The sequence below is a fragment of the Pseudomonas sp. M1 genome, from assembly GCF_022760135.1.
GTDB lineage: Bacteria > Pseudomonadota > Gammaproteobacteria > Pseudomonadales > Pseudomonadaceae > Pseudomonas > Pseudomonas citronellolis.
The window spans coordinates 2,994,734-3,019,545 of the sequence record NZ_CP094343.1 but is presented as its reverse complement, the minus strand read 5'-3'; the positions used below and the strand labels follow the sequence as shown (position 1 = coordinate 3,019,545).

Below are 24,812 nucleotides of genomic sequence, written 5' to 3'. Positions count from 1 at the left end.
GACACAATCCAGCAGTAGCGTGTCGGGCGTGGACCGGCGCGCGACACCCCGATGGACCGGCCACAGGCAGGCGTCATGAGCTTACCCGAGCACCCCACGGCCAGCAGCGAGCGGCACATCCCCGCGCACCTGCAGCCGGCCCTGCGCGCCTATGTGCTGCAGCACTACCGCGGCTTCCTGCTGGCGATCAACTTCATCGCCATGGCGGCCTACGACGCCTACGTCCTCGCCGACGCCGCGCTGATCCCGGACATGGCCCTGCAGTCGCTGCTGCTGCGCGGCGGGCTCAGCCTGGTCGGCCTGCTGAACATCTACCTGGTGTTCCGCCACAGCCGCAGCGTGCTGCTGATGGACCTGCTGATGCCGCTGCACGACATCGTCTCGGCCATCGCCTGGTTCGAGCTGCTCAAGCGCAGCGCCTCGCCGGAGGTGCCCACCTTCCTCTACGCCTCGGTGGTGTTCATCGTCCTGGGCAACCTCGGCGTGCGCTATTCCTTCGCCGGCATCCTGGCCTGCTCCCTGGCGATCTCGGCGGTGATCCTCGGCAACGTGGCGCTGATCCACGCCGGCGAGCCCAAGGAGCTGCTGGTGTTCACCCTGGTCTACCTGCCGGTGCTGGCCTTCAGCCTGTTCATCAGCTGGACCAACATCAACGGCGTGCGCCGGGCCTTCCTCGCCGACCTGGAAGGCCAGCGCCAGCGCGCCGAACTGGCCGAGCTGAACCAGCGCCTGCAGGCCCTGGCCGCCACCGACGCGCTGACCGGCGTGGGCAACCGCCGCGCCTTCGACCTGCACCTGGAACAAAGCTGGCGGCAGATGCGCAGCCACGGCCGGCCCTTCGCCCTGCTGCTGGCCGACATCGACTACTTCAAGCCGTTCAACGACCACTACGGCCACCCCGCCGGCGACCGCTGCCTGTGCGAGGTGGCGAACTGCATGGCCGACACCCTGCGCAGCGGCCAGGCCCGGGTGTTCCGCTACGGCGGCGAGGAATTCGTCATCCTCCTGCAGGTGGCCAGCCCGCTGGAGCTGCGCCAGGTCGCCGAGCGCCTGCGCGAGCGCGTGGCGGAACTGGACATCGAGCACCTGAAGCGCCCCGACCGCCTCTGCCACCTGACCATCAGCCTGGGCGGCGGGCTGTCCGACGGCGCCGCCGAAGCGGGCGAGCTGCTCGACCGCTGCGACCGCCTGCTCTACCAGGCCAAGCAACAGGGCCGCGACCGCGTGTGCCTGGCCGGCGACTAGCCGCCGCTGCCAGTTCCCGGGCCGGGAAAGTCCCGCCGGGATAGTTCGCTAAACGTTATTCCAGGCGAACTTTCCAGGGCCCGCTGCAATTGAAAGAACGCCGTCATCCGCGGAACTTCCGACCACGCCACCCCTGTCGGCCATCGTCCTGAAAAGCCCGTGGCAAAGCGCCCGGAGCCTGGTCGCAAGAGGCCGATAGAGCACACTTATCGGCTGGTAACCAAAAGCGATTTGACGCTCCCGGGGCGTCTCTCTAGCCTCGGCGCAAGGCTGTGAAGACAGTTCCTCCGAATACGCCGCAAGCCCTCGACCGGCCATGCCCGGGCGCGAAGGCGAACGCCACCGCCGCGCGGCCGGCGACGCTGCATGAACCCGGCGGCCGACCGCCCCCTGTCCACGGAAGCACCATGATCGTTCACCCCCAGCCCAACGTGTTCAGCGTGCTGTTCACGCTCAAGGGCTCCATCGCCAAACGCATCGCCTGGCGCAGCCTGCTGGTCACCCTGCTGGCCTCGCTGATCGTGCTGGTCGAAAGCCGCCATCCGGCACTCTTCGCGCGGGTCAGCGCCACGCCCTTCACCCTGCTGGGGCTGTCGCTGTCGATCTTCATGAGCTTCCGCAACAACGCCTGCTACGATCGCTGGTGGGAGGGCCGCAAGGCCTGGGGCCAGGTGGTCGTCGAGATGCGCTCGTTCATCCGCGAAAGCGTCGCCATCACCGACGCCGCCCTGCGCGAACGCCTGCTGCGGGCGCTCTGCGGCTATGCCCACGCGCTCAACGCGCGGCTGCGCAACGAGGACGAACTCGGCCCTGGCTGGCGGCCGATGCGCCGGTGGCGCTGCACAACGTCAGCGACGGCATCCTCCAGCAGATCGGCGCGGCCTGCTCGGCGCAGGCCCGGCGCAACGCCCTGGGCGAGTGGCGCTACGTCACCCTGGAGCAGCGCCTGGTCGGGCTCAGCGAGGCGCAGGCGGTGTGCGAGCGGATCAAGAGCACGCCGCTGCCCTTCCCCTACACCCTGCTGCTGCACCGCACCATCTACATCTTCTGCATCCTGCTGCCCTTCGCCATGGCCGAGCCGCTGGGCTGGATGGCGCCGCTGTTCACCACCATCGTCAGCTACACCTTCTTCGGCCTGGACGCCATCGGCAACGAGCTGGAAGACCCCTTCGGCCGCGACGAGAACGACCTGCCCCTGGACGCCGTGGTCCGCGTCATCGAGCGCGACATCCTCGGCGCCCTCGGCGAGCGCGCGCTGCCGCGGCCGCTGGAGCCGGTGGACTGCATCCTCAGCTGAAGACGGCGGCGCCCGGCGCAGAGTGCGCCGGGCGACGAGGGCTCACTGCCGCGATTCGCAGCGCTGGCCGGGCTTGAGGTGGGCGACGAAGTTGCAGGGGCGGTGGCGGGCGTCGAGCTGTTCGGCGAGGATGCCTTCCCAGGCGGTGCGGCAAGCATTGGTGGAGCCCGGCAGGCAGCACACCAGGGTGCCGTTGGCCAGGCCGGCCAGGGCGCGGGTCTGCACGGTGGAGGTGCCGATGTCGAGGATCGACAGGGCGCGGAACAGCTCGCCGAAGCCCTCGACCTGCTTGTCCAGCAGGCAGGCGACCGCCTCGGGGGTGCTGTCGCGGGCGGTGAAGCCGGTGCCGCCGGTCACCAGCACCACCTGGACGTCGTCGTCGGCGATCCAGGCGGCGACCTGGGCGCGGATCTTGTAGAGGTCGTCCTTGAGCAGCACGCGGGCCGCCAGGCGGTGGCCGATCTCCACGCTGCGGCTGGCCAGCAGTTCGCCGGACGTGTCGTTGTCGAAGGTCCGGGTATCGCTGACGGTCAGCACGGCAATATTCAGCGGAACGAATTCCGCATTGGGTTTGACGCTCACGCCCTTGTCTCCGCGAAATTGAACTCGCAGCCACGCTAGAGACAAACCCCTACCCCGTCCAATCGATATGGCAGACCGGGTGATCGACGCCCTCTATCGGCGCCGGCGACCTTTCGCGGCGCGATAAGGCCGGCCTATCGGGCGGTCGGCAGCAACGATTGGACGCCGCCCGCCGCGCCCGGTAACGTGCCGCTCATCCGCGTTCCCACGACAAGACCGACGGCGCCGCGCCGCACGTTCGGCTACATACTGATAAATGACGCCGGCCAGGCCTTGGCCCCCACTACCCGACAGGCAGCTCCCATGGACATCAAGCAGCTCAAGTTCCTCATCGCCCTGGACCAGACCCGCCACTTCGGGCAGGCTGCCGCGCTCTGCCACATCACCCAGCCCACGCTGTCCATGCGCCTGCGCAATCTCGAAGACGAGCTGGACCTGGTGCTGGTGACCCGCGGCCAGCGCTTCGAGGGCTTCACCGAGGCCGGCGAGCGCATCCTGGCCTGGGCCCGCACCCTGCTGGCCGCCTACGACGGCCTGCAGGCCGAGGCCGCCAGCTGCCGCGGGCAACTGGTGGGCAGCCTGCGCCTGGGCCTGGTGCCGCTGTCCAGCTTCAACCCGATGCAGGTGCTCAAGCCGCTGTCCCAGCGCTACCCGGAGCTGCAGTTCCAGCTATCGTCGATGAGCTCGGAGCAGATCATCGACGGCCTCAGCCGCAACCAGCTGGACCTGGGCATCTGCTACCTCGACCAGGTCAACACCACCTACTTCGAAGTGCTGGAACTGGCCACCACCACCATGGGCCTGCTGCACGACGTGCGGCACTTCCAGTTCGAGGACGGCGAGCTCAAGTGGGACAAGCTCAACGACCTGCCCCTGGGGCTGCTGAGCAAGGGCATGCACTACCGCCAGTCCGTCGACCTGAGCTTCCGCAGCCGCGGCATGGACCCGCTGCCGGTGCTGGAGAGCGACTCCACCTTCCAACTGATCCAGGCCATCGGCGAAGGCATGTGCTGCGCCATCATGCCGCTGAACTGCGGCCTGGAAACCCTCAGCGAGCACCTGCGCATCACCCCCATCGCCGGCGCCAGCATCCACAGCCCCATCGGCCTGCTGCAGCGGCGCACCGAGCCGCGCTCGGCCCTGGCGGAGAAATGCTTCGCCGAGGCGCGCACCATCCTCGCCGGCGAAAGCCCGGCCGAATGAGCCACTGAAACCCAGCCACGGAGCCCACATGAGCCCTATCCCGAACCCCGCGCCGCAGCAGCCGAGCCAGCCCCTGCGCAAGCAACTGCTGTGGCTGCTCACCCTGTGGCTGGGCGGCGTCGGCAGCGTGCTGCTGGCCGCCGAGGCGATCCGCCTGGCCATGGCCGCCGCCGGCCTCAAGACTCACTGACGCGCCGCTAGCCGCGGCGCTTCGCCAGGTTCGCCGCCACGGCCGCGCGGATCAGCGCGCGAAACGCCGCCTCGTCCAGCGCGTCGCCCTCATGGATATCGATGGCCCGCCGCGTCGTACCTTCGAGGCTGGCATTGAACAACCCCGCCGGGTCCTCCAGCGTCGCGCCCCTGGCGAAGGTCAACTTCACCACCTGCTTGTAGGTCTCGCCGGTGCAGAGGATGCCGCCCCGCGACCACACCGGCACGCCCCGCCACTTCCACTGCTCGACCACCTCCGGCTCGGCCTCGCGCACCAGCGCCCGCACCCGCGCCAGCATCTCGCCGCGCCAGTCGCCCAGCTCGGCGATCCGCGCGCTGATCAGGGCGCTGGCGTCGTCCGCCGCCACAGGCTTGTCTTCGCTCATCGCATTCGTCCTCTCGCGCGCCGGCGGCCGCCGGCATGACCGCTTGAGTATCGACCAGGTACGGGCCCGCGGCAGGCGAAATCGTCACGTCGGCGGCGGTGCTCCCACCTCGAAGATGGCCCCCTCGATGCCGAGCACCTCGCCGGTGTCGGCATAGATGCCCACTCCCTTCTCCCAGACGTTCTTGATCCGCCCGTCGGCGCAGCGGATGCGGTAGGTCAGCTCGTAGGGCTCGCGGCGCAGCAGGGCCTGCTGCACGCCGGCCCAGACGTATTCGGCGTATTCCTCGAGGATCAGCGTGCTGTAGCTGTGTTCGTAGGTGTCGGTGAGGTAGTGCGCCGGGTAGCCGGTGAGCTGCAGGCAGCCGGCGCTGACGAATTCCATGGTCCACTGGCGGTTGTTGCGCCCGCGGTAGATCAGCCCGGGCAGGCCGTCGAGCAGGCTGGCGGCGCCGCGCCGGCTGGCCTCCAGGCGGGCGTCCTGGCGGCGCTGGCTGGTGGCGTCGCTGAGCGACAGGTAGAGCGTCTCGGCGTCGCCGTCCAACTGCACGTCGAACCAGCGCAGGCGCCCGTGGGCGTCGATGAAGCGCAGGCACTGCCGCGCGCCGTCGCCCTGGCGGGCCTGGCGCAGCACCGCGCGCCAGCCGGGCAGGTCTTCCTGGTGCAGGCAGGCGGCCAGTTCCTCGCCCAGGCCGCTGTCGCCCATCAACAGGCGCCAGGCGCGGTTGGCCCGGCGGATGCGGCCGCGGCCGTCCAGGCGCAGCAGCGCCACCGGGTAGCGGTCGCCGTCGTCGCGGCCATCGGCGAAAGGGGTTGCCATGTGCCGTCCTCCTCAGTGCGGGCCGCCGCCGCGGTGGACCCAGGCGGCCAGTTCCAGGCGCGAGCCCAGGTGGAACTTGCGCAGCAGGTTCTTCACGTAGATTTTCACGGTGCCGTCGCTGATGCCCAGCTCGCGGGCGATGCGCTTGTTGCTCAGGCCCTGGGCGATCAGCGCCAGGGTCTGGCCCTCGCGGGCGGTGAGCTCGTCCGGCGGCGCGGCGGGACCGGGCTCGGCGAGCAGCGCCACCAGGCTGCCGTCCAGCTGCACCGAGCCGCGGCCGCAGCCGCGCACGTAGTCCAGCAGCGCCTCAGGCTCGGTGTCCTTGAGCAGGTAGCCCTCGGCGCCCAGGCGCAGGGCGGCGGCCAGCTCGGCGCGGTCGGCCGAGGCGGTGAGCACTATCACCTGGCTGTCCAGCTCCAGCTGGCGCAGCTCGTCGAGCACCTGCAGACCGCCCAGGCCGGGCATGTGCAGGTCCAGCAGGATCAGCTCCGGGCTCAGCTGGCAGGCCAGGCTGATGCCCTCGCGGCCGCTGGAGGCCTGGCCGACCACGGTGAACTCGCCGCTTTCGCTGAGCAGCTCGGCCAGGCCGCGGCGGAACAGCGGGTGGTCATCGATCAGCAGCAAGGTGGCGCTGTGCATCGGCTTTCTCCTCCGGGTTGAGGGCCATGCCGGGCAGCCGCAACGCGACCCGCGTGCCCCGTGGCGGGATGGTCTTCACGCTCAGGCCGGCGCCGATGGCCAGGGCCCGTTCGCGCATGATCGACAGGCCGAAGTGGCCGGTCTCGCCGCAGGCCTGCAGGCCGACGCCGTCGTCCTCGACCGTCACCCGCAGCTCGCCCCGGGCCAGGCGCAGGTCGATGCGCGCGGTGCGCGCGTGGGAGTGGCGGACGATGTTGGCCAGCGCCTCGCGGACGATCTGCAATACCTGCAGGGCCTGCTCGTCGTCGAGCAGGCCGTCGGGCAGGCGGTTGTCCAGCTCGAAGACGATGGTGCTGCGCCGGCCGAACTCCTCCACCGAATCCAGCAGCGACTGGCGCAGGCTGCGCCCGTCCAGGCTCAGCCGGGCATTGCCGATCAGCTCGCGGACCTGGCGCTGCACCGCCTGCAGGCCGTGGCGCAATTCCTCCAGCAGCGGCGCGGCCTGCTGCGGGCGCTGCAACTGGCCCTGCAGGCGGTTCGCCTGGAAGGCCAGGAAGCCCAGCTGCTGGGCCACCGAGTCGTGCAGTTCGCGGGCCAGCAGGGTGTCCTGGCCATGGCGCTCCAGGCGCAGCCGCGCGCGCTGGCGGGCGATGCCGTGGGCGCTGGCGGCCAGCAGCGGCAGCCAGGCCAGCAGCGCCCGGTGCTGGCGGCCAGTGGCGTCCTGCAGCGCCAGCGCGGCGTGGCCGCCCGGCTCCAGCGGCCACAGCTGCCTTGGCTCGCCACGCGCCCGGCAGGGCCGGCAGGGGCCGGCGCGCAGGGCCGGCAGGTCGCGCAATGGGCAGTCGGGCTCGGCGCAGAAGGCCGCCGGACGGCGCAGCGGCTCCGCCAGGCCGGGCTCGTCCAGCAGCAGGCAGGGCGCGGCAGCGGGGTGGGCCGCCGCCAGGTCGGCGAGCAGGCGCGCCAGCGGCGCCCAGCTGCCCGGTTCCTCCAGCAGCCCGCGCAGCAGCTCGGCCTCGGCGCGCCGTGGCGCGGACGCGACGGCGCCTGCGAGCCATCGTTGCCGCCAGCGATCCAGCCACCCCGCACGCCGTGCGCCCATGCCCAGCCCTCGTTCGCAATTGCGCTAGCGGCAGCAACTTTCATGCCCTCGGCGGGGCCTCCCCGCGGCCCTTACCCCTTTGGAGATATCACCTCCTGCGGATTGAGCGGTTATTCGCAACAGGAAAATATTTTCCCCAACGCGAAATACGAAAGTTCGCCGCCGCCAGCGCCCGGATGCGCACCAACACAAGGCCCCGCGCCTCAGGATCGGGCACGGCGGCGACCCACCCAGCGAGGAAGCCATGACCGATACCGCTCTCTGCGCCAGCGCCCCGCCGCTGCCCAGCCTGCCCCGCTACGACGCCCCGCCGCGCCTGGCCGGCGGCCAGGCGCTGCTGGTGATGCAACAGGCCGACGCCGACCAGGCCCGCGCCGTGGCCGCCCGCCTCGGGCTGGCCGCCGGCGAACTGGAACTGCTGGCCACCGATGCGCAGAACGCCCCGCGCGCCCTGCAGGAACGCCTGGCCAGCGCCAGCGTCGGCCTGCAGCTGCTGCTGTGGGGCGACGAGGCCTTCCTCTGGCCGCTGCATGCCCTGGCCCGCCAGGCCGGCCTGCGCCCCGACGAGATCCACCTGCTGCGCCAGGGCGGGGCCGCCCGCACGCTGTACTGCGTGCACTGCAGCACCTTGCAGAGCGCCGGCGCCGCCGACCACCACGACTGCCGCCAATGCGGCGTGCGCCTGGAAGTGCGGCGGCATTTCTCCCAGCGCCTGGGCGCCTACCTGGGCGTGTGCGCCGACGCCGACCAACCCTATGCGGAGGCCCGCCCATGAGCGCCTTCTTCGACGTGCGGGTGAGCGCCGTGCGCGCCCTCACCCCGGTGATCCGCGAATTCACCTTCGAGGCCGTGGACGGCGCGCTGCCCGGCTTCTCCGCCGGCAGCCACGTGCAGCTGTGCCTGCCCAACGGCCTGCGCAACGCCTACTCGCTGCTGGGCGACCCGGCCGACGCCAGCCACTACCGCATCGCCGTGCGCCGCCAGGAAAAGTCCCGCGGCGGCTCGCGCTACCTGCACGAGCAACTGCAGGTCGGCGACCGGCTGCGCGTCGGCGCCCCGGCCAACCTGTTCGCCCTGCACGGCGAGGCGCGCCGGCACATCCTGGTGGCCGGCGGCATCGGCATCACACCCTTCCTCGCCCACTGCCGCGAACTGCTGCGCCGCGGCGCGGATTTCGAACTGCACTACGCCTACCGCAGCGGGATCAGCGACGCCTATCTGGGCGAACTGCGCGACCTGCTCGGCGAGCGCCTGCACGAATACGACGGCGCCCAGCGCGCGCTGGACCTCAATCAGCTGCTGCGCCACCGCCCGCTGGGCAGCCACGTCTACGTCTGCGGCCCGCAGCGCCTTCTGCTGGCCCTGCGCGAGCAGGCCGCGGCGCTGGGCTGGAGCGACTCGCGGGTGCACTGGGAAGCCTTCGCCTCGCCCGAGCCGGGCCAGCCGTTCCGCGTGGAGCTGGCGCGCAGCGGCCGCCAGCTGGAAGTGGGCGCCGAGCAGAGCCTGCTCGAAGCCCTGGAAGGCGCCGGCGTGGAAGTGCCCAGTCTGTGCCGCGGCGGGGTCTGCGGGCAGTGCCAGACGCGCTACCTCAAGGGCGAGGTGGAGCACCGCGACCACGTCCTCGACGCCGGCGAACGCGCCGGCAGCCTGATGCCCTGCGTATCCCGCGGCTGCGGCCCGATCCTGCTCGACCTCTAGGAGAACCACGATGCCCACGACCCTCAAGCCGGTGGAGCGCTACCGCGAGGCCTTCAGCTTCGCCAACAGCGCGGAGGCCATCCGCCGCTTCCCGTTCCCCTTCCCGGAAGACCGCTACCAGTACTCGGTGAACATCGAGCCGGCCGTGCCGCGCGAGCCGGGCTCGGTGTTCGAGCACCTGTTCGACATCGACGAGCACTACCGCTCCGAGGTGGCCGAGCGCGCCCTGGTGCTGCAGCGCGACCCGACGCGCTGCCTGGTGATGCCGCACATGCAGCCGGCCGCCTGGGACGCCCTGGCGCTGCTGATGGAGCGCCTTTCCAGCGACTACCCGCAGTACTTCCAGCTGCGCCGCGAGGGCGCGCAGTGGGAGTGGCGCAACCTGGTGCTGGGCATCCACCAGCGCTTCACCTACGGCGACGCCGGCAGCCTGCCCTGCGAGCCGCTGGAATACATCACCCGCCAGGTACAGGGCGACTTCGCCCTGCTCGACCAGCGCGACGGCGACCTGTTCATGGACGCCGGCATGGTCACCGGCCCGGCCGACTGGTCGCTGGCCTTCGACGCCGGCATGAGCTTCAAGCAGTGGCACTCGCCGGTGCCCATGGCGCACCAGATGGGCGTGTTCGACCGCGCCCTGAAGTACCTGCTGAACCTGCAGGTGGGCCAGCCGATGCGCCGGCTGAACTGGACCATGACCATCAACCCGCGCCTGGACACCTCGCCGGAGACCTACCACGAGTGGGGCGCCGACCGCGGCAGCGTCACCGCGCAGAACGCCGGCGAGCTGGTGCACCTGCGCGTGGAGCTGCAGGTGATGGCGCGCCTGCCGCGCAGCCACGCGCTGATGTTCAGCATCCGCACCTACCTGATCAGCATGAACGAGCTGGCCACCCAGCCGCACTGGGCCCGGCGCCTGTACCGCGTGCTGCGCGACCTGCCCGAGCCGATCGCCGACTACAAGGGCCTGAGCCGCTACCGCGGCGCCCTGCTCGACTGGCTGCGGCCGTTCGATCCGCAAGCCTGAAGAACCGCCACCCACTACAAGAGGATTACCCCATGGCCAATTCCTGGCGCATCAGCGCCCTGCGTGAACGCCACCTGGCGCTTGGCTCCAAACTCGAGGACTGGAACGGCATGGGCACCGCCTGGACCTACGCCAGCGACCTCGCCGACCACCACGAGGCGATCCGCACCCGCGCAGGGCTGATGGACGTGTCCGGGCTGAAGAAGGTGCACTACGTCGGCCCCCACGCCGAGAGCCTGCTGGACTGGGCCACCACCCGCGACATCTCCAAGCTCTACCCGGGCAAGTCGGTGTACGCCTGCATGCTCGACGAGGACGGCAGGTTCGCCGACGACTGCATCGTCTACCGCACCGGCCCCAACGCCTTCATGGTGGTGCACGGGGCCGGCGTCGGCCACGAGATGCTCATCCGCTCGGCCCAGGGCCGGCAGGTGGCGGTGCTGTTCGACGACGACCTGCACGACCTGTCGCTGCAGGGCCCGCTGGCGGTGGACTTCCTCGCCAGGCACGTGCCGGGCATCCGCGAGCTGCCCTACTTCCACCACCTGCAGGGCAAGCTGTTCGGGCATCCGGTGATGATCTCGCGCACCGGCTACACCGGCGAGCGCGGCTACGAGATCTTCTGCAAGGCCGCCGACGCCCCGGCCATCTGGGACGGCATCCTCGAACAGGGCAAGGACCTGGGCATCATCCCCTGCGCCTTCACCGCCCTGGACTGGCTGCGGGTGGAGAGCTACCTGCTGTTCTACCCCTACGACAACTCGCAGATGTACCCCTTCGCCGACGAGAAGGCCGGCGACAGCCTCTGGGAGCTGGGCCTGGACTTCACCGTGTCGCCCGGCAAGCAGGACTTCCGCGGCGCCGGCGAGCACTACCGGCTCAAGGGCCAGGAGCGCTTCCGCATCTTCGGCGTGCTGCTCGACGGCGAGCAGGCCGCCCAGGCCGGCGACACCCTGTGGCATGCCGGGCAGGAAGTGGGGCTGATCACCTGCGCCATGTACTCGCGGCTGACCGGCCGTTCCATGGCCATCGCCCGGCTGAGCACCGACTGCGCCGAACAGGGCGTGCCGCTGCAGGTGCGCGGCAGCCTGCAGGCCGGCGCCATCGCCCACACCCTGCCCTTCGACGACCCCGAGAAGAAGAAGCGCACCGCCAAGGGCTGAGCCCTGCCCGCCCGGTGCGCCGGGCGGCCTTCCACCCTGCTGCGAGACCGAACATGGACACCCACTACATCCTCACCATCGACTGCCCGGCGCGCTCCGGGATAGTCGCCGCCGTCAGCACCTACCTGGCCGGGCGGCAGTGCTACATCAGCGAGCTGTCGCAGTTCGACGACGAGATCACCGGGCGCTTCTTCATGCGCGCCGTGTTCCGCTTCGACGCCGACGCCAAGGGCGACATCCAGGCCCTGCGCGACGGCTTCGAGGACGTCGCCGTGCCCTTCGACATGCACTGGCAGCTGTTCGACGGCCAGCGGCCGATGCGCGTGCTGCTGATGGTCAGCAAGTTCGACCATTGCCTGGCGGACCTGCTCTATCGCCATGCCAAGGGCGAGCTGAAGATGCAGATCACCGCCATCGTCTCCAACCACCTCGACCTGCGCCCCATGGCCGAGCGCGAAGGCATCCGTTTCATCTACCTGCCGGTCACCAAGGACACCAAAGCCCAGCAGGAAGCCGAGTTGTTGAAGATAGTCGCCGAGACCGGCACCGAGCTGGTGGTGCTCGCCCGCTACATGCAGATCCTCTCCGACGACCTCTGCAAACAGCTCTCCGGCAAGGCCATCAACATCCACCACTCCTTCCTCCCCGGCTTCAAGGGCGCCAAGCCCTACCACCAGGCCTACGAGCGCGGCGTGAAGCTGATCGGCGCCACCGCGCACTACGTCACCAGCGACCTCGACGAGGGCCCGATCATCGAGCAGGAAGTGCAGCGCGTGGACCACGCCTACAGCCCCGAGGCGCTGGTGGCCATCGGCCGCGACACCGAAACCGTGGCCCTGTCGCGGGCGCTCAAGTACCACCTGCAGCACCGCGTGTTCATCAACCGCGACAAGACCGTGATCTTCTCCTGACAACGACGAACGTGGAGCACCGGACATGAAGCAAAGAGTCGCCATCATCGGCGCCGGCCCCAGCGGCCTGGCCCAGCTGCGGGCCTTCCAGTCGGCGCGCGACAAGGGCGCCGAGATCCCCGAACTGGTCTGCTTCGAGAAGCAGGCCGACTGGGGCGGCATGTGGAACTACACCTGGCGCACCGGCCTGGACGAGCACGGCGAGCCGGTGCACGGCAGCATGTACCGCTACCTCTGGTCCAACGGGCCGAAGGAATGCCTGGAGTTCGCCGACTACAGCTTCGACGAGCACTTCGGCCGGCCCATGGGCTCCTACCCGCCGCGCGAGGTGCTCTGGGACTACATCAAGGGCCGCGTGGTCAAGGCCGGCGTGCGCCCCTACATCCGCTTCAACACCACGGTGCGCAACGTCACCTGGGACGAGGCCGGCGGCACCTTCGAGGTCACCGCCCACAGCTACGACGACGACCGCACCTACAGCGAGGCCTTCGACTACGTGGTGGTCGCCAGCGGCCACTTCTCCACGCCCAACGTGCCCTACTTCGACGGCTTCGAGAGCTTCGCCGGGCGCGTGCTGCACGCCCACGACTTCCGCGACGCCCTGGAATTCCAGGGCAAGGACGTGCTCATCGTCGGCGGCAGCTACTCGGCCGAGGACATCGGCTCGCAGTGCTTCAAATACGGCGCGCGCAGCATCACCAGTTGCTACCGCAGCGCGCCCATGGGCTACAAGTGGCCGGAGAACTGGGAGGAGAAACCGCTGCTCACCCAGGTCAAGGGCAGCACCGCCTTCTTCGCCGACGGCAGCAGCAAGCGCGTCGACGCCATCATCCTGTGCACCGGCTACAAGCACCACTTCCCCTTCCTGCCGGAGGAGCTGCGGCTGAAGACCGACAACCGCCTGTGGCCGCTGAACCTCTACAAGGGCGTGTTCTGGGAGCAGAACCCGCGGCTGGTCTACCTCGGCATGCAGGACCAGTGGTACAGCTTCAACATGTTCGACGCCCAGGCCTGGTACGCCCGCGACGTGATCCTCGGGCGCATCGCCCTGCCGAGCCCGGCGCTGATGCGCGCCGAGGACCTGGCCTGGCGCCAGGAGGAGGAAACCCTGGAGAACGCCCGGCAGATGTTCGAGTTCCAGGGCGAGTACATCCGCCAGCTGATCGAGGCCACCGACTACCCCAGCTTCGACATCGCCGAGGTGAACAACACCTTCCTGCAATGGAAGCAGGACAAGTACGAAAACATCATGGGCTACCGCGACAAGTGCCACCGCTCGCTGATCACCGGCACCCTCGCCACGCCGCACCACACGCCCTGGCTGCAGGCCCTGGACGATTCGCTGGAGGCCTACCTGGCCGACCAGCCGGTGGACCAGCTCAGGAAAGCCCTCTGAGCCTTCTCCCGGGGCGGCCCCGCCGCCCCGCCTTGCGTGGAGCACGAGAATGAACCTGCCCGTGACGAGCCGGCCCTTCGAGCCGGCCCTGTTCGCCCGCGCCCCGGCGCTGGAGCGCCACCGCGTCGCCCCCGGCGGCCTGACCGTGCTGGCCCTGGAAGCCGGCGACCGGCTGCAGGCCATCGACCTGGAAGGCGACCAGGGCGCCGAACTGCTGGCCTTCGCCGCCGATGGCCGCCCGGCCCTGGCCGACCTCGGCCTGGCGCCCAGCCCCGGCACCGACTTCATCCACCACCTGCTGCACGACGGCAGCCGCGAGGCCGCCCACGTCAGCGCCGGCCTGGCCCGGCGCGGCATCGACTGCCGCCACCTGCCGAGCACCGCGCGGCTGTGGGAAGGCGGCACGCCGGCCGGCTTCAGCCGCACCCTCGACGCCGGCGCGGCGCTGCTGGTGATAGTCGCCGCGCCCGGCGGCCCCACGCCGGTAGACAGCCAGGCGCGGGCCAGCGAGCTGCGCCTGCTGGTGCACCGCGCCAACCCGCGCCAGTTGCTCGCCCCGCCGCTGCCGGCGCCGCTGGGCGAGGTGCTGGACGAATTCACCATCCGCCCCGGCAGCGCCAACGCCTACACGGTCGCCGCCGGGCAGTACATCCAGGTGCTCGACGTCGCCGGCCGGCAGTGCTCGGACTTCGTCGCCTTCGACCGCCGCGGCCTGGACGCCGGCCGCGAGATCGACCTCGACCCCACCGTCACCCGCACCCTCAACGGCAACGCCTACCCCGGCCCGGGCCTGTACAGCCGCTTCTACGACCGCGACCTGCAGCCGATGCTGGAGGTGGTGCGCGACACCGTGGGCCGCCACGACACCTTCGCCCTGGCCTGCACCGCGCGCTACTACGAAGCCCAGGGCTACTTCGGCCACGCCAACTGCAGCGACAACCTCAGCCGCGCCCTCGCCAGCCATGGCGTGCGCGGCCGCGCCGGCTGGCCGGCGATCAACTTCTTCTTCAACACCGGGGTCGACGCGCACCAGCAGCTGACCCTCGACGAACCCTGGTCGCGCCCCGGCGACTACGTGCTGCTGCGCGCCCTCACCGACCTGGTCTGCGCCAGCAGTTCCTGCCCCGACGACATCGACCCGGCCAACGGCTGGCAGCCCACCGACATCCACGTCCGCGTGTACAGCGAAAAGGAGCGTTTCAGTATCGCCATGGCCAACCGCAAGACGCCCGACGCCGACCCGCAACTGACCCGCGAAAGCGGCTTCCACCCCGGCACCGCCGCCCTCACCCGGCAGTTCATCGACTACCGCGGCTTCTGGACGCCGACGCATTTCGACGGCTACGGCGCCATCGAGGAATACCACGGCTGCCGCGGGAAAGTGGCGGTGATGGACCTCTCCGCCCTGCGCAAGTTCGAGGTGCTGGGCCCGGACGCCGAGGCCCTGCTGGACTACTGCCTGACCCGCGACGTGCGCAAGCTGGCGGTCGGCCAGGTGGTGTACTCGGCGATGTGCTACGAACACGGCGGCATGCTCGACGACGGCACCCTGCTGCGCCTGGGGCCGGACGCCTTCCGCTGGATCGGCGGCGAGGACTACGCCGGCGACTGGCTGCGCGAACAGGCGCAGAAGCTGGGCATGAAGGTGTGGATCAAGAGCGCCTCCGAGCAGATCCACAACGTCGCCGTGCAGGGCCCGCTGGCCCGCGAACTGCTCAAGGGCATGGTCTGGACGCCGGGCACCCAGCCGCAGCTGGAAGACCTGGGCTGGTTCCGCTTCCTCAGCGGCCGCCTCGACGACTACAACGGCGCGCCGCTGATGGTCTCGCGCACCGGCTACACCGGCGAGCTGGGCTACGAGCTGTGGTGCCACCCGAGCGACGCCATGGCCGTGTGGCAACGCCTGTGGCAGCTGGGCGAGCCGCTGGGCCTGGTGCCCCTGGGCCTGCACGCGCTGGACATGCTGCGCATCGAGGCCGGGCTGGTGTTCGCCGGCTACGAGTTCGACGACCAGACCGACCCCTTCGAGGCCGGCATCGGCTTCTGCGTGCCGCTGAAGAGCAAGCAGGCCGACTTCATCGGCAAGGATGCCCTGCTAAGGCGCAGCGCCAACCCACAACGCCGCCTGGTGGGGCTGGAACTGGAAGGCAACGAGCCGGCCGCGCACGGCGACTGCGTGCACGTCGGCCGCGCCCAGGTCGGCGTCGTCACCAGCGCCACCCGCTCGCCGCTGCTGGGCAGGAACATCGCCCTGTGCCGGCTGGACGTGGGCTACTGCGAGCCGGGCACGGCGGTGGAGGTCGGCAAGCTCGACGGCCAGCAGAAGCGCATCCGCGCGCAAGTGGCCGCCGGCACCGTGGCCTACGACCCGCAGAAGAGCCGCGTGCGCGCCTGAGGCGCTTTCTGGAGTGGCTTTTGCAGTGTGTAGGCAACGCGTCGCTCGCAGACCAAGGAGGAACGGCCGATGTGGTTCAGCAAAGCATCCCGCAACCTGGCCGAGGAGCTCGGCCAGTGGCTCGACCAGCTTTCCAGCGAACCTGACACGGCGCCGCCGCGGCACTGCGAGCCGCGCCTGCGCGCCAGCCTGGAACGCCTGCAGCGTGGCTGGCAGGAGCTGCTGAGCTTCCGCCAGCACGCCGAACGGCAGCCGCCAGCGCCCTGCAGCGCCGGGGAATACCAGGACCTGACACGGCGCCTGGCCCAGGCCGAGCAGCAGAACCAGCAGTTGCGCGACGAGCTGGAACAGCAGCAGCGCCAGCTCGGCGAGCTGGAGGCCGAACGCCGGCAATGGCAGGAGGAACGCCAGGTCTGGGAACTGACCCAGCGCACCCTCACCGAAGGCTGCTGGGCGATGAACGTGGTCAACGGCGACCCGGACCACCCGCACAACCTGATCCGCTGGTCCGAGCAGTTCCGCGAGCTGATCGGCTACCGGCGCGAGGAATTCCCCGACGGTTGGGACAGCTACTTCGGCGTGGTCAACCCGGACGACCTGAAGACGGTCATGCAGACCTTCAACGCCGCCATGGCCGACAGCAACGGCGACGGCTCCTACGCGGTGGAATACCGCATGCGCCACAAGAGCCGCGGCGAAATCTGGTTCCGCGAACGCGGCCGCTGCCTGCGCGACAACCGCGGCCGCCTGCTGTACGTGACCGGCGCGGTGCGCGAGATCAGCGACGAAAAAGCCGCCGCCGCCCTGCACGAACGCGAGCAGGCGAACATCCAGACCACCTACGGGCAGATCGCCCAGGTGGCCGGGGTGATCCGCGGCATAGCCGAGCAGACCAACCTGCTGGCCCTGAACGCCGCCATCGAAGCCGCCCGCGCCGGCGAACAGGGCCGCGGCTTCGCCGTGGTGGCCGACGAGGTGCGCAACCTGGCAAGGCGCACCCAGGAGTCGGTGCAGCAGATCCAGGCGATGCTGCAGCAGCACTGAACCAGCAGGACGCGCTTTTCGTAGGAGCGAGCTTGCTCGCGAACGGTGCTCGCCGGTAGCAGCTGTGCTTGAGATGAACGCCGTCCCCTCTCCCCAGCCCTCTCCCTGAAGGGAGAGGGGGCCGTTCGGCGTGCGCTGCAAGTATGGCTTCAGCCGGAAATGACAGGAGTGCTCTGATGTTCCAGACGGCAGAGGACAGTCCCCTCTCCCTTCAGGGAGAGGGTTAGGGAGAGGGCGCTCTCAACCCCAGCACCTATCCCACCGTAGGAGCGGACCTTGTCCGCGATAACCGGGGGTTCCAGCGCGATTCGCGGATAAGATCCGCTCCTACGGATCGCCCCCACACCTTGCTCTTGTAGGAGCGGGCCCTGCCCGCGATTTCGCGCGCAGGGCGCGCTCCTACATGGCAATGGCACGAACGGGATAACGCCCACGATGCCCCCTACACCACCTCCCCTCCCCCCACCAGCTTCAACCCAACGATCCCCCCCACGATCATCACCAGGCACAGCGCCTTCAACGCCCCCAACGGCTCCCCGAGAAACAGGCTGCCGTAAGCCACCGTACCCAGCGTACCGATACCCACCCACACCGCATACGCCAACCCCAGCGGCAGCTCCCGCACCGCCAGGCTCAGCAGGTAGATGCTCAGCGCCAGGAACACCCCGCAGTAGAGGCTCGGCCCCAGCCGGGTGAAGCCCTCGGTGCGGGGGATGATCGAGGCGTACAGCACTTCGCAGAGCCCCGCCAGGATCAGGTAGCCCCAGCCGTTCAACCAGGCCATCGGTCGTTTCTCCTTTGCCAAAAAACAACGCCGACGCGAAGGCGTCGGCGCTGGGTGCTGCAAGGGGCTCAGACGGCGTCTTCGCCCAGCTCGCCGGTGCGGATGCGCACGATGCTCTCCAGGTCCTGGACGAACACCTTGCCGTCGCCGATCTTGCCGGTGCGCGCCGCCTTGAGGATGGCGTCGACGGCGGCCTGGCACAGGGCGTCGCCGACCACCACCTCCAGCTTCACCTTGGGCAGCAGTTCCACGACGTACTCGGCGCCCCGGTACACCTCCGAATGGCCCTTCTGCCGGCCGTAGCCCTTGACCTCGGTGGCGGTCACGCCGTGCACGCCGGCCTCGGTCAGCGCCAGGCGCACGTCGTCCAGGCGGAAGGGTTTGATGATCGCGGTGATGAGTTTCATGACGGCCATCCTCAGTTGGAGTACTTGTAGCCGACTTCGCCGTGGGCGGAGAGGTCCAGCCCGTCCACCTCGGCTTCCTCGTCCACACGCAGCCCGCCGCACAGCGCCGCGGCCACCTTGAAGGCGACCAGGCTGGTGATGCCGGAGAAGCAGATGCTGAAGAGAATGGCGCCGCCATTGACCAGCAACTGGTCGAACAGCCCGCGGCCTTCGGGGAAGCCCTGGCCGCCGATGGCAGTGAGGGCGAACACCGGGGTCAGCAGGCCACCGAGGATGCCGGCCACGCCGTGCACGCCGAACACGTCGAAGGCGTCGTCCAGGCCGATCATCGGCTTGAGCTTGTCCACCGACCAGACGCACACCGGGCCGGCGATCAGGCCGAGCAGGATGGCGCCCATGGGGCCGACGTAGCCGCACGCCGGGGTGATCGCCACCAGCCCGGCGATGGCGCCGGACACCGCGCCGAACAGGCTCGGCCTACCCTTGTGCTGCCATTCGACGAGCATCCAGGCCAGGGCGCCGGCGCAGCTGGCGAGCATGGTGTTGACCATCACCAGCATGGCGAAGCCGCTGGCGGCCAGCGCGCAGCCGCCGCAGAAGCCCAGCCAGCCCACCCACAGCAGCGAACCGCCGGTGAGGGTCATGGTCATGTTGTGCGGCGCCAGGGTGGCGGTGCCGAAGCCGCGGCGCCGGCCCAGCAGCCAGGCGCCCACCAGCGCGGCGATGCCGACGTTGAGGTGCACCACGTTGCCGCCGGCGAAGTCCTGCACGCCCAGGTCGAACACCCAGCCGCCGCCCCAGGCCATGTGCGCCATGGGGATGTAGTTGATGGTCAGCCACACCGCCATGAACACCATGACCGCGGCGAACTTCATGCGCTCGGCGAAGGCGCCGACGATGATCGCCGGGGTGATGGCGGCGAACAGCAGCATGAACAGGAAGTACAGGTACTCGGGGATGGTGCCGACCACCGAGTCCTTGGTGATGCCGACCATGAACAGCTTGTCCAGGCCGCCGACCACCGACTGCAGCGCGCCGCCGTCGGTGAAGGTCAGGCTGTAGCCGTACACGGCGAACAGCACCGACATCAGCGAAGCGGTGCAGAACACCTGCATGAGGATCGACAGCACGTTCTTGGTCCGCGCCATGCCGCCATAGAACAGCGCCAGGCCCGGCAGGGTCATCAGCAGCACCACCAGCGAGCAGAGCGCGACGAAGGCGGTGTCGCCGCTGTTGATCGCCGGCGGCGCCTCGTCCGCCAGGGCGGCGACGCTGCCGAACAGCAGGGAAAGGCCCAACATACTGCGGCTCACGTGTGAAAACCGGATCATTGCCTGTTGCCTCCAACCGACGGGGACGGGGCCGGCCCGCGGTCGGGGCACGGGCCGGCGTTTCGAGCGCCCTGGGCAGGTGGCCGGGCCGTAGCCAGTGCCTTCCTGTAGGGCAACTTTATTTCCCTGGAGGCATAGCAATTGGCCTGCCAAGGCTCGCCGGAAGCCGGTAATTTCTCCTAGGTGATTGAATGGAAAGGCTTTGTTCCGGAGGGGTGGTGAGCGGGCCAGGGTTGTGGCCGGCGGGTTGCGCATTTTCTTGGTGCGAATTTGAATTTCCTGTCAAGCAATATGGCAGGCCCGCGCCGGGGTGTCCGGCGTGGCCGGTAAATCCAATCGCGGACGGAGTCCGCTACTACGGAGGAGGAATACCGTACCTCCCGGTAACCTGTAGGAGCGGGCCCTGCCCGCGATTCGCGCGCAGGGCGCGCTCCTACATGGGAATGGTGTGGGTGGGGCGGCGTAGCGGATTCATCCGCGATTCGCGCCGTTGGTTCCGGCCATCGCGGACAAGGTCCTACGGTGCCAGGAAGCACGGCTTTTCGTAGGATGGCGTTGAGCGAAGCGATACCCATCACCACGGCAGCATGGGTATCGCAAGCTCAACCCATCCTACGAAAAGCACCTCGGCGCAAGACAGTTGCTCCTACGCCCGTGCTTCCCTGTAACCGTAGGAACGGACTCCGTCCGCGATGCCCTGCCGGCGAAAACAAAAAGGCCGGCGATCGCTCGCCGGCCTTCGGGACTACCCGCCGTGGCTCAGTACTGCACCTGCCCCGGCACCCAGTTGGTGCCCGCCAGGGGCACGCGGGCCATGGCCGCGGCTTCCACGGTCAGGGCCACCAGGTCTTCCGGGTCGAGGTTGTGCAGGTGCGACTTGCCGCAGGCGCGGGCCATGGTCTGCGCCTCCAGCACCAGCACCCGCAGGTAGTTGGCCAGGCGGCGGCCGGCTTCCACCGGGTCCAGGCGCTTGGACAGCTCCGGGTCCTGGGTGGTGATGCCGGCCGGGTCGCGGCCGTTCTGCCAGTCGTCGTAGTAGCCGGCGGCCGAGCCGATCTTCTTCAGTTCCTCATCCAGGCGCGGGTGGTTGTCGCCCAGGGCCACCAGCGCGGCGGTGCCGATGGCCACCGCGTCGGCGCCCAGGGCCATGGCCTTGGCCACGTCGGCGCCGTTGCGGATGCCGCCGGAGACGATCAGCTGCACCTGGCGGTGCATGCCCATTTCCTGCAGCGCCTGCACCGCCTGCGGGATAGCCGGCAGGATGGGGATGCCGACGTGCTCGATGAACACTTCCTGGGTGGCCGCGGTGCCGCCCTGCATGCCGTCGAGGACGATCACGTCGGCGCCGGCCTTCACCGCCAGCTTGACGTCGTAGTACGGGCGGCTGGCGCCGATCTTCACGTAGATGGGTTTTTCCCAATCGGTGATCTCGCGCAGCTCGGCGATCTTGATCGCCAGGTCGTCCGGGCCGGTCCAGTCCGGGTGGCGGCAGGCGCTGCGCTGGTCAACGCCGATCGGCAGGGTGCGCATGCCGGCGACGCGCTCGGTGACCTTCATGCCCAGCAGCATGCCGCCGCCGCCGGGCTTGGCGCCCTGCCCCAGGACGATCTCGATGGCGTCGGCCTTGCGCAGGTCGTCGGGGTTCATGCCGTAGCGCGAGGGCAGATACTGGTACACCAGGTGCCGGGACTGGCCGCGCTCTTCCGGGGTCATGCCGCCGTCGCCGGTGGTGGTGCTGGTGCCGGCGATGCTGGCGCCGCGGCCCAGGGCTTCCTTGGCGTTGGCCGAGAGCGCGCCGAAGCTCATGCCGGCGATGGTCACCGGGATCTTCAGGTGGATCGGCTTCTTGGCGAAGCGGGTGCCCAGCACCACGTCGGTGCCGCACTTCTCGCGGTAGCCTTCCAGCGGATAGCGCGAAACGCTGGCGCCCAGCAGCAGCAGGTCGTCGAAGTGCGGCAGCTTGCGTTTGGTGCCGCCGCCGCGGATGTCGTAGATGCCGGTCTCGGCGGCGCGCTGGATTTCCTGGATGGTCAGGCGGTCGAAGGTGGCGGACTCGCGCAGCACCGGGGTGTGTTTCTCGCTCATGGGGGGTCTCCTCGCGGCGCGATCAGTAGGCCGAAGCGTTGTCGACTTTGAAGTTGTACAGCTGGCGGGCCGAGCCGTAGCGCTTGAAGGCGGCCGGGTCCTCGTCGAAGCCGGCGCGGTTGAGCAGCTCCTTCAGCTCCACCAGGTGCTCGGCGCGCATTTCCTTCTCGATGCAGTCCGAGCCCAGGGACTTGACCTCGCCCTTGACGTAGATGCGCACCTCGTAGAGCGAGTCGCCCAGGGCGTCGCCGGCGTCGCCGCAGACCACCAGGCGCCCGGCCTGGCCCATGAAGCAGCTCATGTGGCCGATGCTGCCGCCGACCACGATGTCCACGCCCTTCATCGAGATGCCGCAGCGCGCCCCGGCGTCGCCTTCGATCACCAGCAGCCCGCCGTGGGCGGTGGCGCCGGCGGCCTGGGAGGCGCTGCCCTTCACCCGCACGCTGCCGGACATCATGTTCTCCGCCACGCCCACACCCACGTTGCCGTGCACGGTGACGCTGGCCTTCTGGTTCATGCCCGCGCAGTAGTAGCCGGCGTGGCCCTGAATATCCACGGACACCGCCTGGTCGATGCCCACGGCCAGGTTGTGCTTGCCGTCGGGGTGGGTCACCAGCCATTCGCGGTCCTGCACCTCGCCGTGCAGGGCCTGGTTGAGTTCGCGCACCGAGGCGCTGGAAAGGTCGATGGTCTTCATGCAAGGGTCTCCAATGTTCTGCTCGGTGCGGGTCAGGCGCTTTCGCGCTCCCAGACGTAGAGGGTGGCCGGCTCCGGTTCCCAGACGCGCGCCTTGTCGATGCCCGGCAGGCTGGCCAGGGCCTGGTACTCCGAGGCCATGGCCACGTAGTCGTCGGTTTCGGCCAGCACCGCCGGCTTGCAGGCGATGGGGTCGCGGATCACGGCGAAGCCGTTGCGGGTGCCGATGGCGAAGGTGAAGAAGCCGTCCAGGTCGTTCAGCGCGCCGTCCAGGGCCTGGGCCAGGCTGTCGCCCTGGCGCAGGCGCCAGGTCAGGTAGCCGGCGGCCACCTCGCTGTCGTTGTCGGTCTCGAAGGCGATGCCCTGGCGCTTGAGTTCCTGGCGCAGGCGGAAGTGGTTGGACAGCGAGCCGTTGTGCACCAGGCACAGGTCGGCGCCGGTGGAGAACGGGTGGCTGCCCTCCATGGTCACCGCGCTCTCGGTGGCCATGCGGGTGTGGCCGATGATGTGGCTGCCCTTCATGCCGGCCAGGCCGAAGCGCTGCGAGATTTCCTGCGGCAGGCCCATGCCCTTGAGGATTTCGATGCTCTGCCCGGCGCTCATGATGCGCACCGCCGGGGCCAGCTCGGCCAGGGCCTGGCGCACCGCGGCTTCGTCGCAGTGGATTTTCAGCACCGCGGCGCTGGCGTTCTGGAACCAGTCCAGCGAGCAGCCCAGGCGCGCTTCCAAAGCGCCCATCAGCTCGGCCCAGGGGTAGCCGGCGTCGCTGGCCTGGAGGGTCAGCTTGACCCAGCCGTCGGCCACTTCGTCACCGTAGATGGCGAAGCCGGCGCTGTCCGGGCCGCGGTCGGTCATGGCTTGCAGCATGGGTTCGAAGAGCTTGCCGAGCTGGCTCTCCAGTTCGGGCTTCTTCAGGTAGAGGCCTACGATTCCGCACATGGTTCGTCTCCTTCGAGGCAGCAGGCGGCCGCCGCTTGGTCGTCACGGTCGCCCAGAGGGGTAAATGGGGTGCGCCCGGCGGGCGCGGCGGTCAGAAGAATTCGGTGTAGCGCTGGATCTCCCAGTCGGAGACGTGGCGGCTGTATTCCACCCACTCCATGCGCTTGAGCTTGATGAACTCGTCGACGATCTCGGCGCCGAGCACCTCGCGGAACAGCGGGTCGGCCTCCAGGGCGTCGGTGGCTTCCTTCAGCGACTGCGGCAGGGTCTTGATGCCGCGCGCGGCGATCTCCTCCAGGCTGAGGTTGTAGAGGTTCTCGTTGCACATCTCGCCCGGCTCCAGCTGGCGGTCGATGCCGTCCAGGCCGGCGGCGATGATGGCGGCGGTGACCAGGTAGGGGTTGCAGCCGGCGTCGGGCAGGCGGAACTCCAGGCGGCCGTAGGGGATGCGCACCATCGCCGAACGGTTGTTGGCGCCGTAGGCGATGAACGCCGGGGCCCAGGTGGCGCCGGACAGCGAGCGGCCCACCACCAGGCGCTTGTAGGAGTTGACCGTGGGCGCGGCGAAGGCGCACAGCGCAGGTCCATGGGCCAGCAGGCCGGCGGCGAAGTGGTAGGCCAGCTTGGACAGGCCCACGCCGCTGGGGTCGGACGGGTCGTGGAAGAGGTTCTTGTTGCTGGCGCTGGCGATCGACAGGTGGAAGTGCATGCCGTTGCCGGCGCGCTTGGGGTCGGGCTTGGGCATGAACGAGCAGATCATGCCCAGGTCGTTGGCGATCTCGCCGGCGGCCATGCGGAAGAAGGTGAAGCGGTCGGCCGATTCCATGGCGTCGCTGTAGGTGTAGTTGATCTCGAACTGGCCGTTGGCGTCCTCGTGGTCGATCTGGTAGATGTCGAAGCCCACCGGCTGCAGGGCCTCGGTCAGGCGTTCGAGGAACTCGCGGGAGCGCGACAGGCCCTTGTAGTCGTAGCAGGGCTTGTCCAGGTTGTCCGAGGCGTCCACCAGTTGCAGCTTGCCCTGGGCGTCGCGGCGGAACAGGCTGAATTCCGGCTCCAGCCCGGTGTTCAGCACCCAGCCCTTATCGGCCAGGCGCTGCACCTGCTGCTGCAGCACGAAGCGGCTGTCGTAGGGGTGCGGCTTGCCGTCGACGTGGCCGATGCACACGACGCGGCCGTAGCCCGGCTGCCAGGGCACCGGGATCAGCGTGGAGAGGTCGCCGCGGGCCATGAAGTCCGGGCCGTGGGGCTCCATGCCCATGCCGCAGATGGCGAACCCGGCGAACCCGGCGCCCTCCTCGGCCACCGCCTTGAGGCCGGACACCGGCACCGACTTGGTCTTCGCCGCGCCGTGGATGTCGACGAACTGGGCCAGCACGTACTTGATGCCGTGCTGGTCGATGGTGCGCTGGGTTTCGCTTGGCAACATGGGGGAGCTCTCCGGTTGAATGGGCAAGGC

At 69.5% G+C, this 24,812-nt stretch carries 22 protein-coding genes and 2 pseudogenes; 12 read left to right on the top strand and 12 right to left on the bottom strand.

Annotated features, from left to right (window positions below; genetic code table 11):
* The first annotated feature begins 75 nt into the window (after positions 1–75).
* On the top strand, positions 76–1,245 hold the full coding sequence (locus PM1_RS13640; protein WP_009622504.1) for a GGDEF domain-containing protein: 1,170 nt from the start codon (positions 76–78) through the stop codon (positions 1,243–1,245).
* 407 nt (positions 1,246–1,652) lie between these two features.
* Positions 1,653–2,542: pseudogene (locus PM1_RS13635) on the top strand (bestrophin family protein).
* 42 nt (positions 2,543–2,584) lie between these two features.
* On the opposite strand, the gene moaB reads toward PM1_RS13635, so the two are convergent.
* Positions 2,585–3,124, bottom strand: coding sequence for a molybdenum cofactor biosynthesis protein B (gene moaB / locus PM1_RS13630; protein ID WP_009622510.1), 540 nt, complete (start codon positions 3,122–3,124; stop codon positions 2,585–2,587).
* Positions 3,125–3,427: 303 nt separating this feature from the next.
* On the opposite strand from moaB, the gene PM1_RS13625 reads away from it, so the two are divergent.
* Both PM1_RS13625 and PM1_RS13620 read left to right on the top strand, forming a co-directional pair.
* Positions 3,428–4,327 (top strand): LysR family transcriptional regulator, encoded by a 900-nt coding sequence (locus tag PM1_RS13625; RefSeq protein WP_009622512.1) that lies wholly within the window; start codon positions 3,428–3,430, stop codon positions 4,325–4,327.
* A gap of 28 nt (positions 4,328–4,355) precedes the next feature.
* Positions 4,356–4,517, top strand: a complete 162-nt coding sequence (locus tag PM1_RS13620; protein ID WP_009622514.1) for a DUF2474 family protein — start codon at positions 4,356–4,358, stop codon at positions 4,515–4,517.
* 7 nt (positions 4,518–4,524) lie between these two features.
* Here the strand turns inward: PM1_RS13620 and PM1_RS13615 are convergent, their stop codons facing one another.
* From PM1_RS13615 to PM1_RS13600, 4 genes are all read right to left on the bottom strand, one after another.
* A complete protein-coding gene (locus PM1_RS13615; RefSeq protein ID WP_009622528.1) occupies positions 4,525–4,923 on the bottom strand; it encodes a DUF1801 domain-containing protein in 399 nt (132 codons plus the stop codon).
* Between the two features lie 84 nt (positions 4,924–5,007).
* A complete protein-coding gene (locus PM1_RS13610; protein ID WP_009622530.1) occupies positions 5,008–5,742 on the bottom strand; it encodes a PAS domain-containing protein in 735 nt (244 codons plus the stop codon).
* A gap of 12 nt (positions 5,743–5,754) precedes the next feature.
* Positions 5,755–6,381 carry a response regulator gene (locus PM1_RS13605; RefSeq protein WP_009622532.1) on the bottom strand — a complete coding sequence of 209 codons (627 nt, stop codon included), beginning with the start codon at positions 6,379–6,381 and terminating at the stop codon, positions 5,755–5,757.
* Positions 6,350–7,480, bottom strand: a complete 1,131-nt coding sequence (locus PM1_RS13600; RefSeq protein WP_084229696.1) for a sensor histidine kinase — start codon at positions 7,478–7,480, stop codon at positions 6,350–6,352. Before PM1_RS13600 ends, PM1_RS13605 begins: the two co-directional genes overlap by 32 nt.
* A gap of 244 nt (positions 7,481–7,724) precedes the next feature.
* Here PM1_RS13600 and PM1_RS13595 point away from each other — a divergent pair, with 244 nt between their 5' ends.
* The 8 genes and pseudogenes from PM1_RS13595 to PM1_RS31230 all read left to right on the top strand — a co-directional run.
* Complete coding sequence (locus PM1_RS13595) at positions 7,725–8,255, top strand: dimethylamine monooxygenase subunit DmmA family protein (RefSeq protein ID WP_009622535.1); 531 nt, start codon at positions 7,725–7,727, stop codon at positions 8,253–8,255.
* Complete coding sequence (locus PM1_RS13590; RefSeq protein WP_009622536.1) at positions 8,252–9,178, top strand: PDR/VanB family oxidoreductase; 927 nt, start codon at positions 8,252–8,254, stop codon at positions 9,176–9,178. Before PM1_RS13595 ends, PM1_RS13590 begins: the two co-directional genes overlap by 4 nt.
* A gap of 10 nt (positions 9,179–9,188) precedes the next feature.
* Positions 9,189–10,205, top strand: coding sequence for a heme-dependent oxidative N-demethylase family protein (locus PM1_RS13585; protein WP_009622537.1), 1,017 nt, complete (start codon positions 9,189–9,191; stop codon positions 10,203–10,205).
* Between the two features lie 32 nt (positions 10,206–10,237).
* On the top strand, positions 10,238–11,368 hold the full coding sequence (locus tag PM1_RS13580) for an aminomethyltransferase family protein (protein WP_009622538.1): 1,131 nt from the start codon (positions 10,238–10,240) through the stop codon (positions 11,366–11,368).
* Between the two features lie 53 nt (positions 11,369–11,421).
* Positions 11,422–12,279, top strand: coding sequence for a formyltetrahydrofolate deformylase (gene purU / locus PM1_RS13575; RefSeq protein WP_009622539.1), 858 nt, complete (start codon positions 11,422–11,424; stop codon positions 12,277–12,279).
* Positions 12,280–12,304: 25 nt separating this feature from the next.
* On the top strand, positions 12,305–13,675 hold the full coding sequence (locus PM1_RS13570; protein ID WP_009622540.1) for a flavin-containing monooxygenase: 1,371 nt from the start codon (positions 12,305–12,307) through the stop codon (positions 13,673–13,675).
* 49 nt (positions 13,676–13,724) lie between these two features.
* Positions 13,725–16,070 (top strand): DUF1989 domain-containing protein, encoded by a 2,346-nt coding sequence (locus tag PM1_RS13565; protein WP_009622542.1) that lies wholly within the window; start codon positions 13,725–13,727, stop codon positions 16,068–16,070.
* Between the two features lie 69 nt (positions 16,071–16,139).
* Positions 16,140–17,108 (top strand): annotated as a pseudogene (locus tag PM1_RS31230) (methyl-accepting chemotaxis protein); the annotation flags it as partial.
* A gap of 448 nt (positions 17,109–17,556) precedes the next feature.
* Here PM1_RS31230 and PM1_RS13550 read toward each other — a convergent pair.
* From PM1_RS13550 to glnT, 7 genes are all read right to left on the bottom strand, one after another.
* Positions 17,557–17,898 carry a DMT family transporter gene (locus PM1_RS13550; RefSeq protein WP_009622544.1) on the bottom strand — a complete coding sequence of 114 codons (342 nt, stop codon included), beginning with the start codon at positions 17,896–17,898 and terminating at the stop codon, positions 17,557–17,559.
* A gap of 68 nt (positions 17,899–17,966) precedes the next feature.
* A complete protein-coding gene (locus PM1_RS13545; RefSeq protein ID WP_009622545.1) occupies positions 17,967–18,305 on the bottom strand; it encodes a P-II family nitrogen regulator in 339 nt (112 codons plus the stop codon).
* 11 nt (positions 18,306–18,316) lie between these two features.
* Positions 18,317–19,636: an ammonium transporter gene (locus PM1_RS13540; protein ID WP_009622546.1), complete on the bottom strand. Its 1,320-nt coding sequence runs from the start codon at positions 19,634–19,636 to the stop codon at positions 18,317–18,319.
* A 759-nt stretch (positions 19,637–20,395) separates the two neighbouring features.
* The gene (locus tag PM1_RS13535; protein WP_009622547.1) at positions 20,396–21,721 is read right to left on the bottom strand and encodes an FMN-binding glutamate synthase family protein; all 1,326 of its coding nucleotides are present in this window, start codon (positions 21,719–21,721) and stop codon (positions 20,396–20,398) included.
* Between the two features lie 22 nt (positions 21,722–21,743).
* Positions 21,744–22,418, bottom strand: coding sequence for a GltB/FmdC/FwdC-like GXGXG domain-containing protein (locus PM1_RS13530; protein WP_009622548.1), 675 nt, complete (start codon positions 22,416–22,418; stop codon positions 21,744–21,746).
* A 32-nt stretch (positions 22,419–22,450) separates the two neighbouring features.
* Positions 22,451–23,356: a class II glutamine amidotransferase gene (locus PM1_RS13525; protein WP_009622549.1), complete on the bottom strand. Its 906-nt coding sequence runs from the start codon at positions 23,354–23,356 to the stop codon at positions 22,451–22,453.
* A gap of 91 nt (positions 23,357–23,447) precedes the next feature.
* Positions 23,448–24,782 carry a type III glutamate--ammonia ligase gene (gene glnT / locus PM1_RS13520; protein WP_009622550.1) on the bottom strand — a complete coding sequence of 445 codons (1,335 nt, stop codon included), beginning with the start codon at positions 24,780–24,782 and terminating at the stop codon, positions 23,448–23,450.
* Positions 24,783–24,812 lie beyond the last annotated feature (30 nt).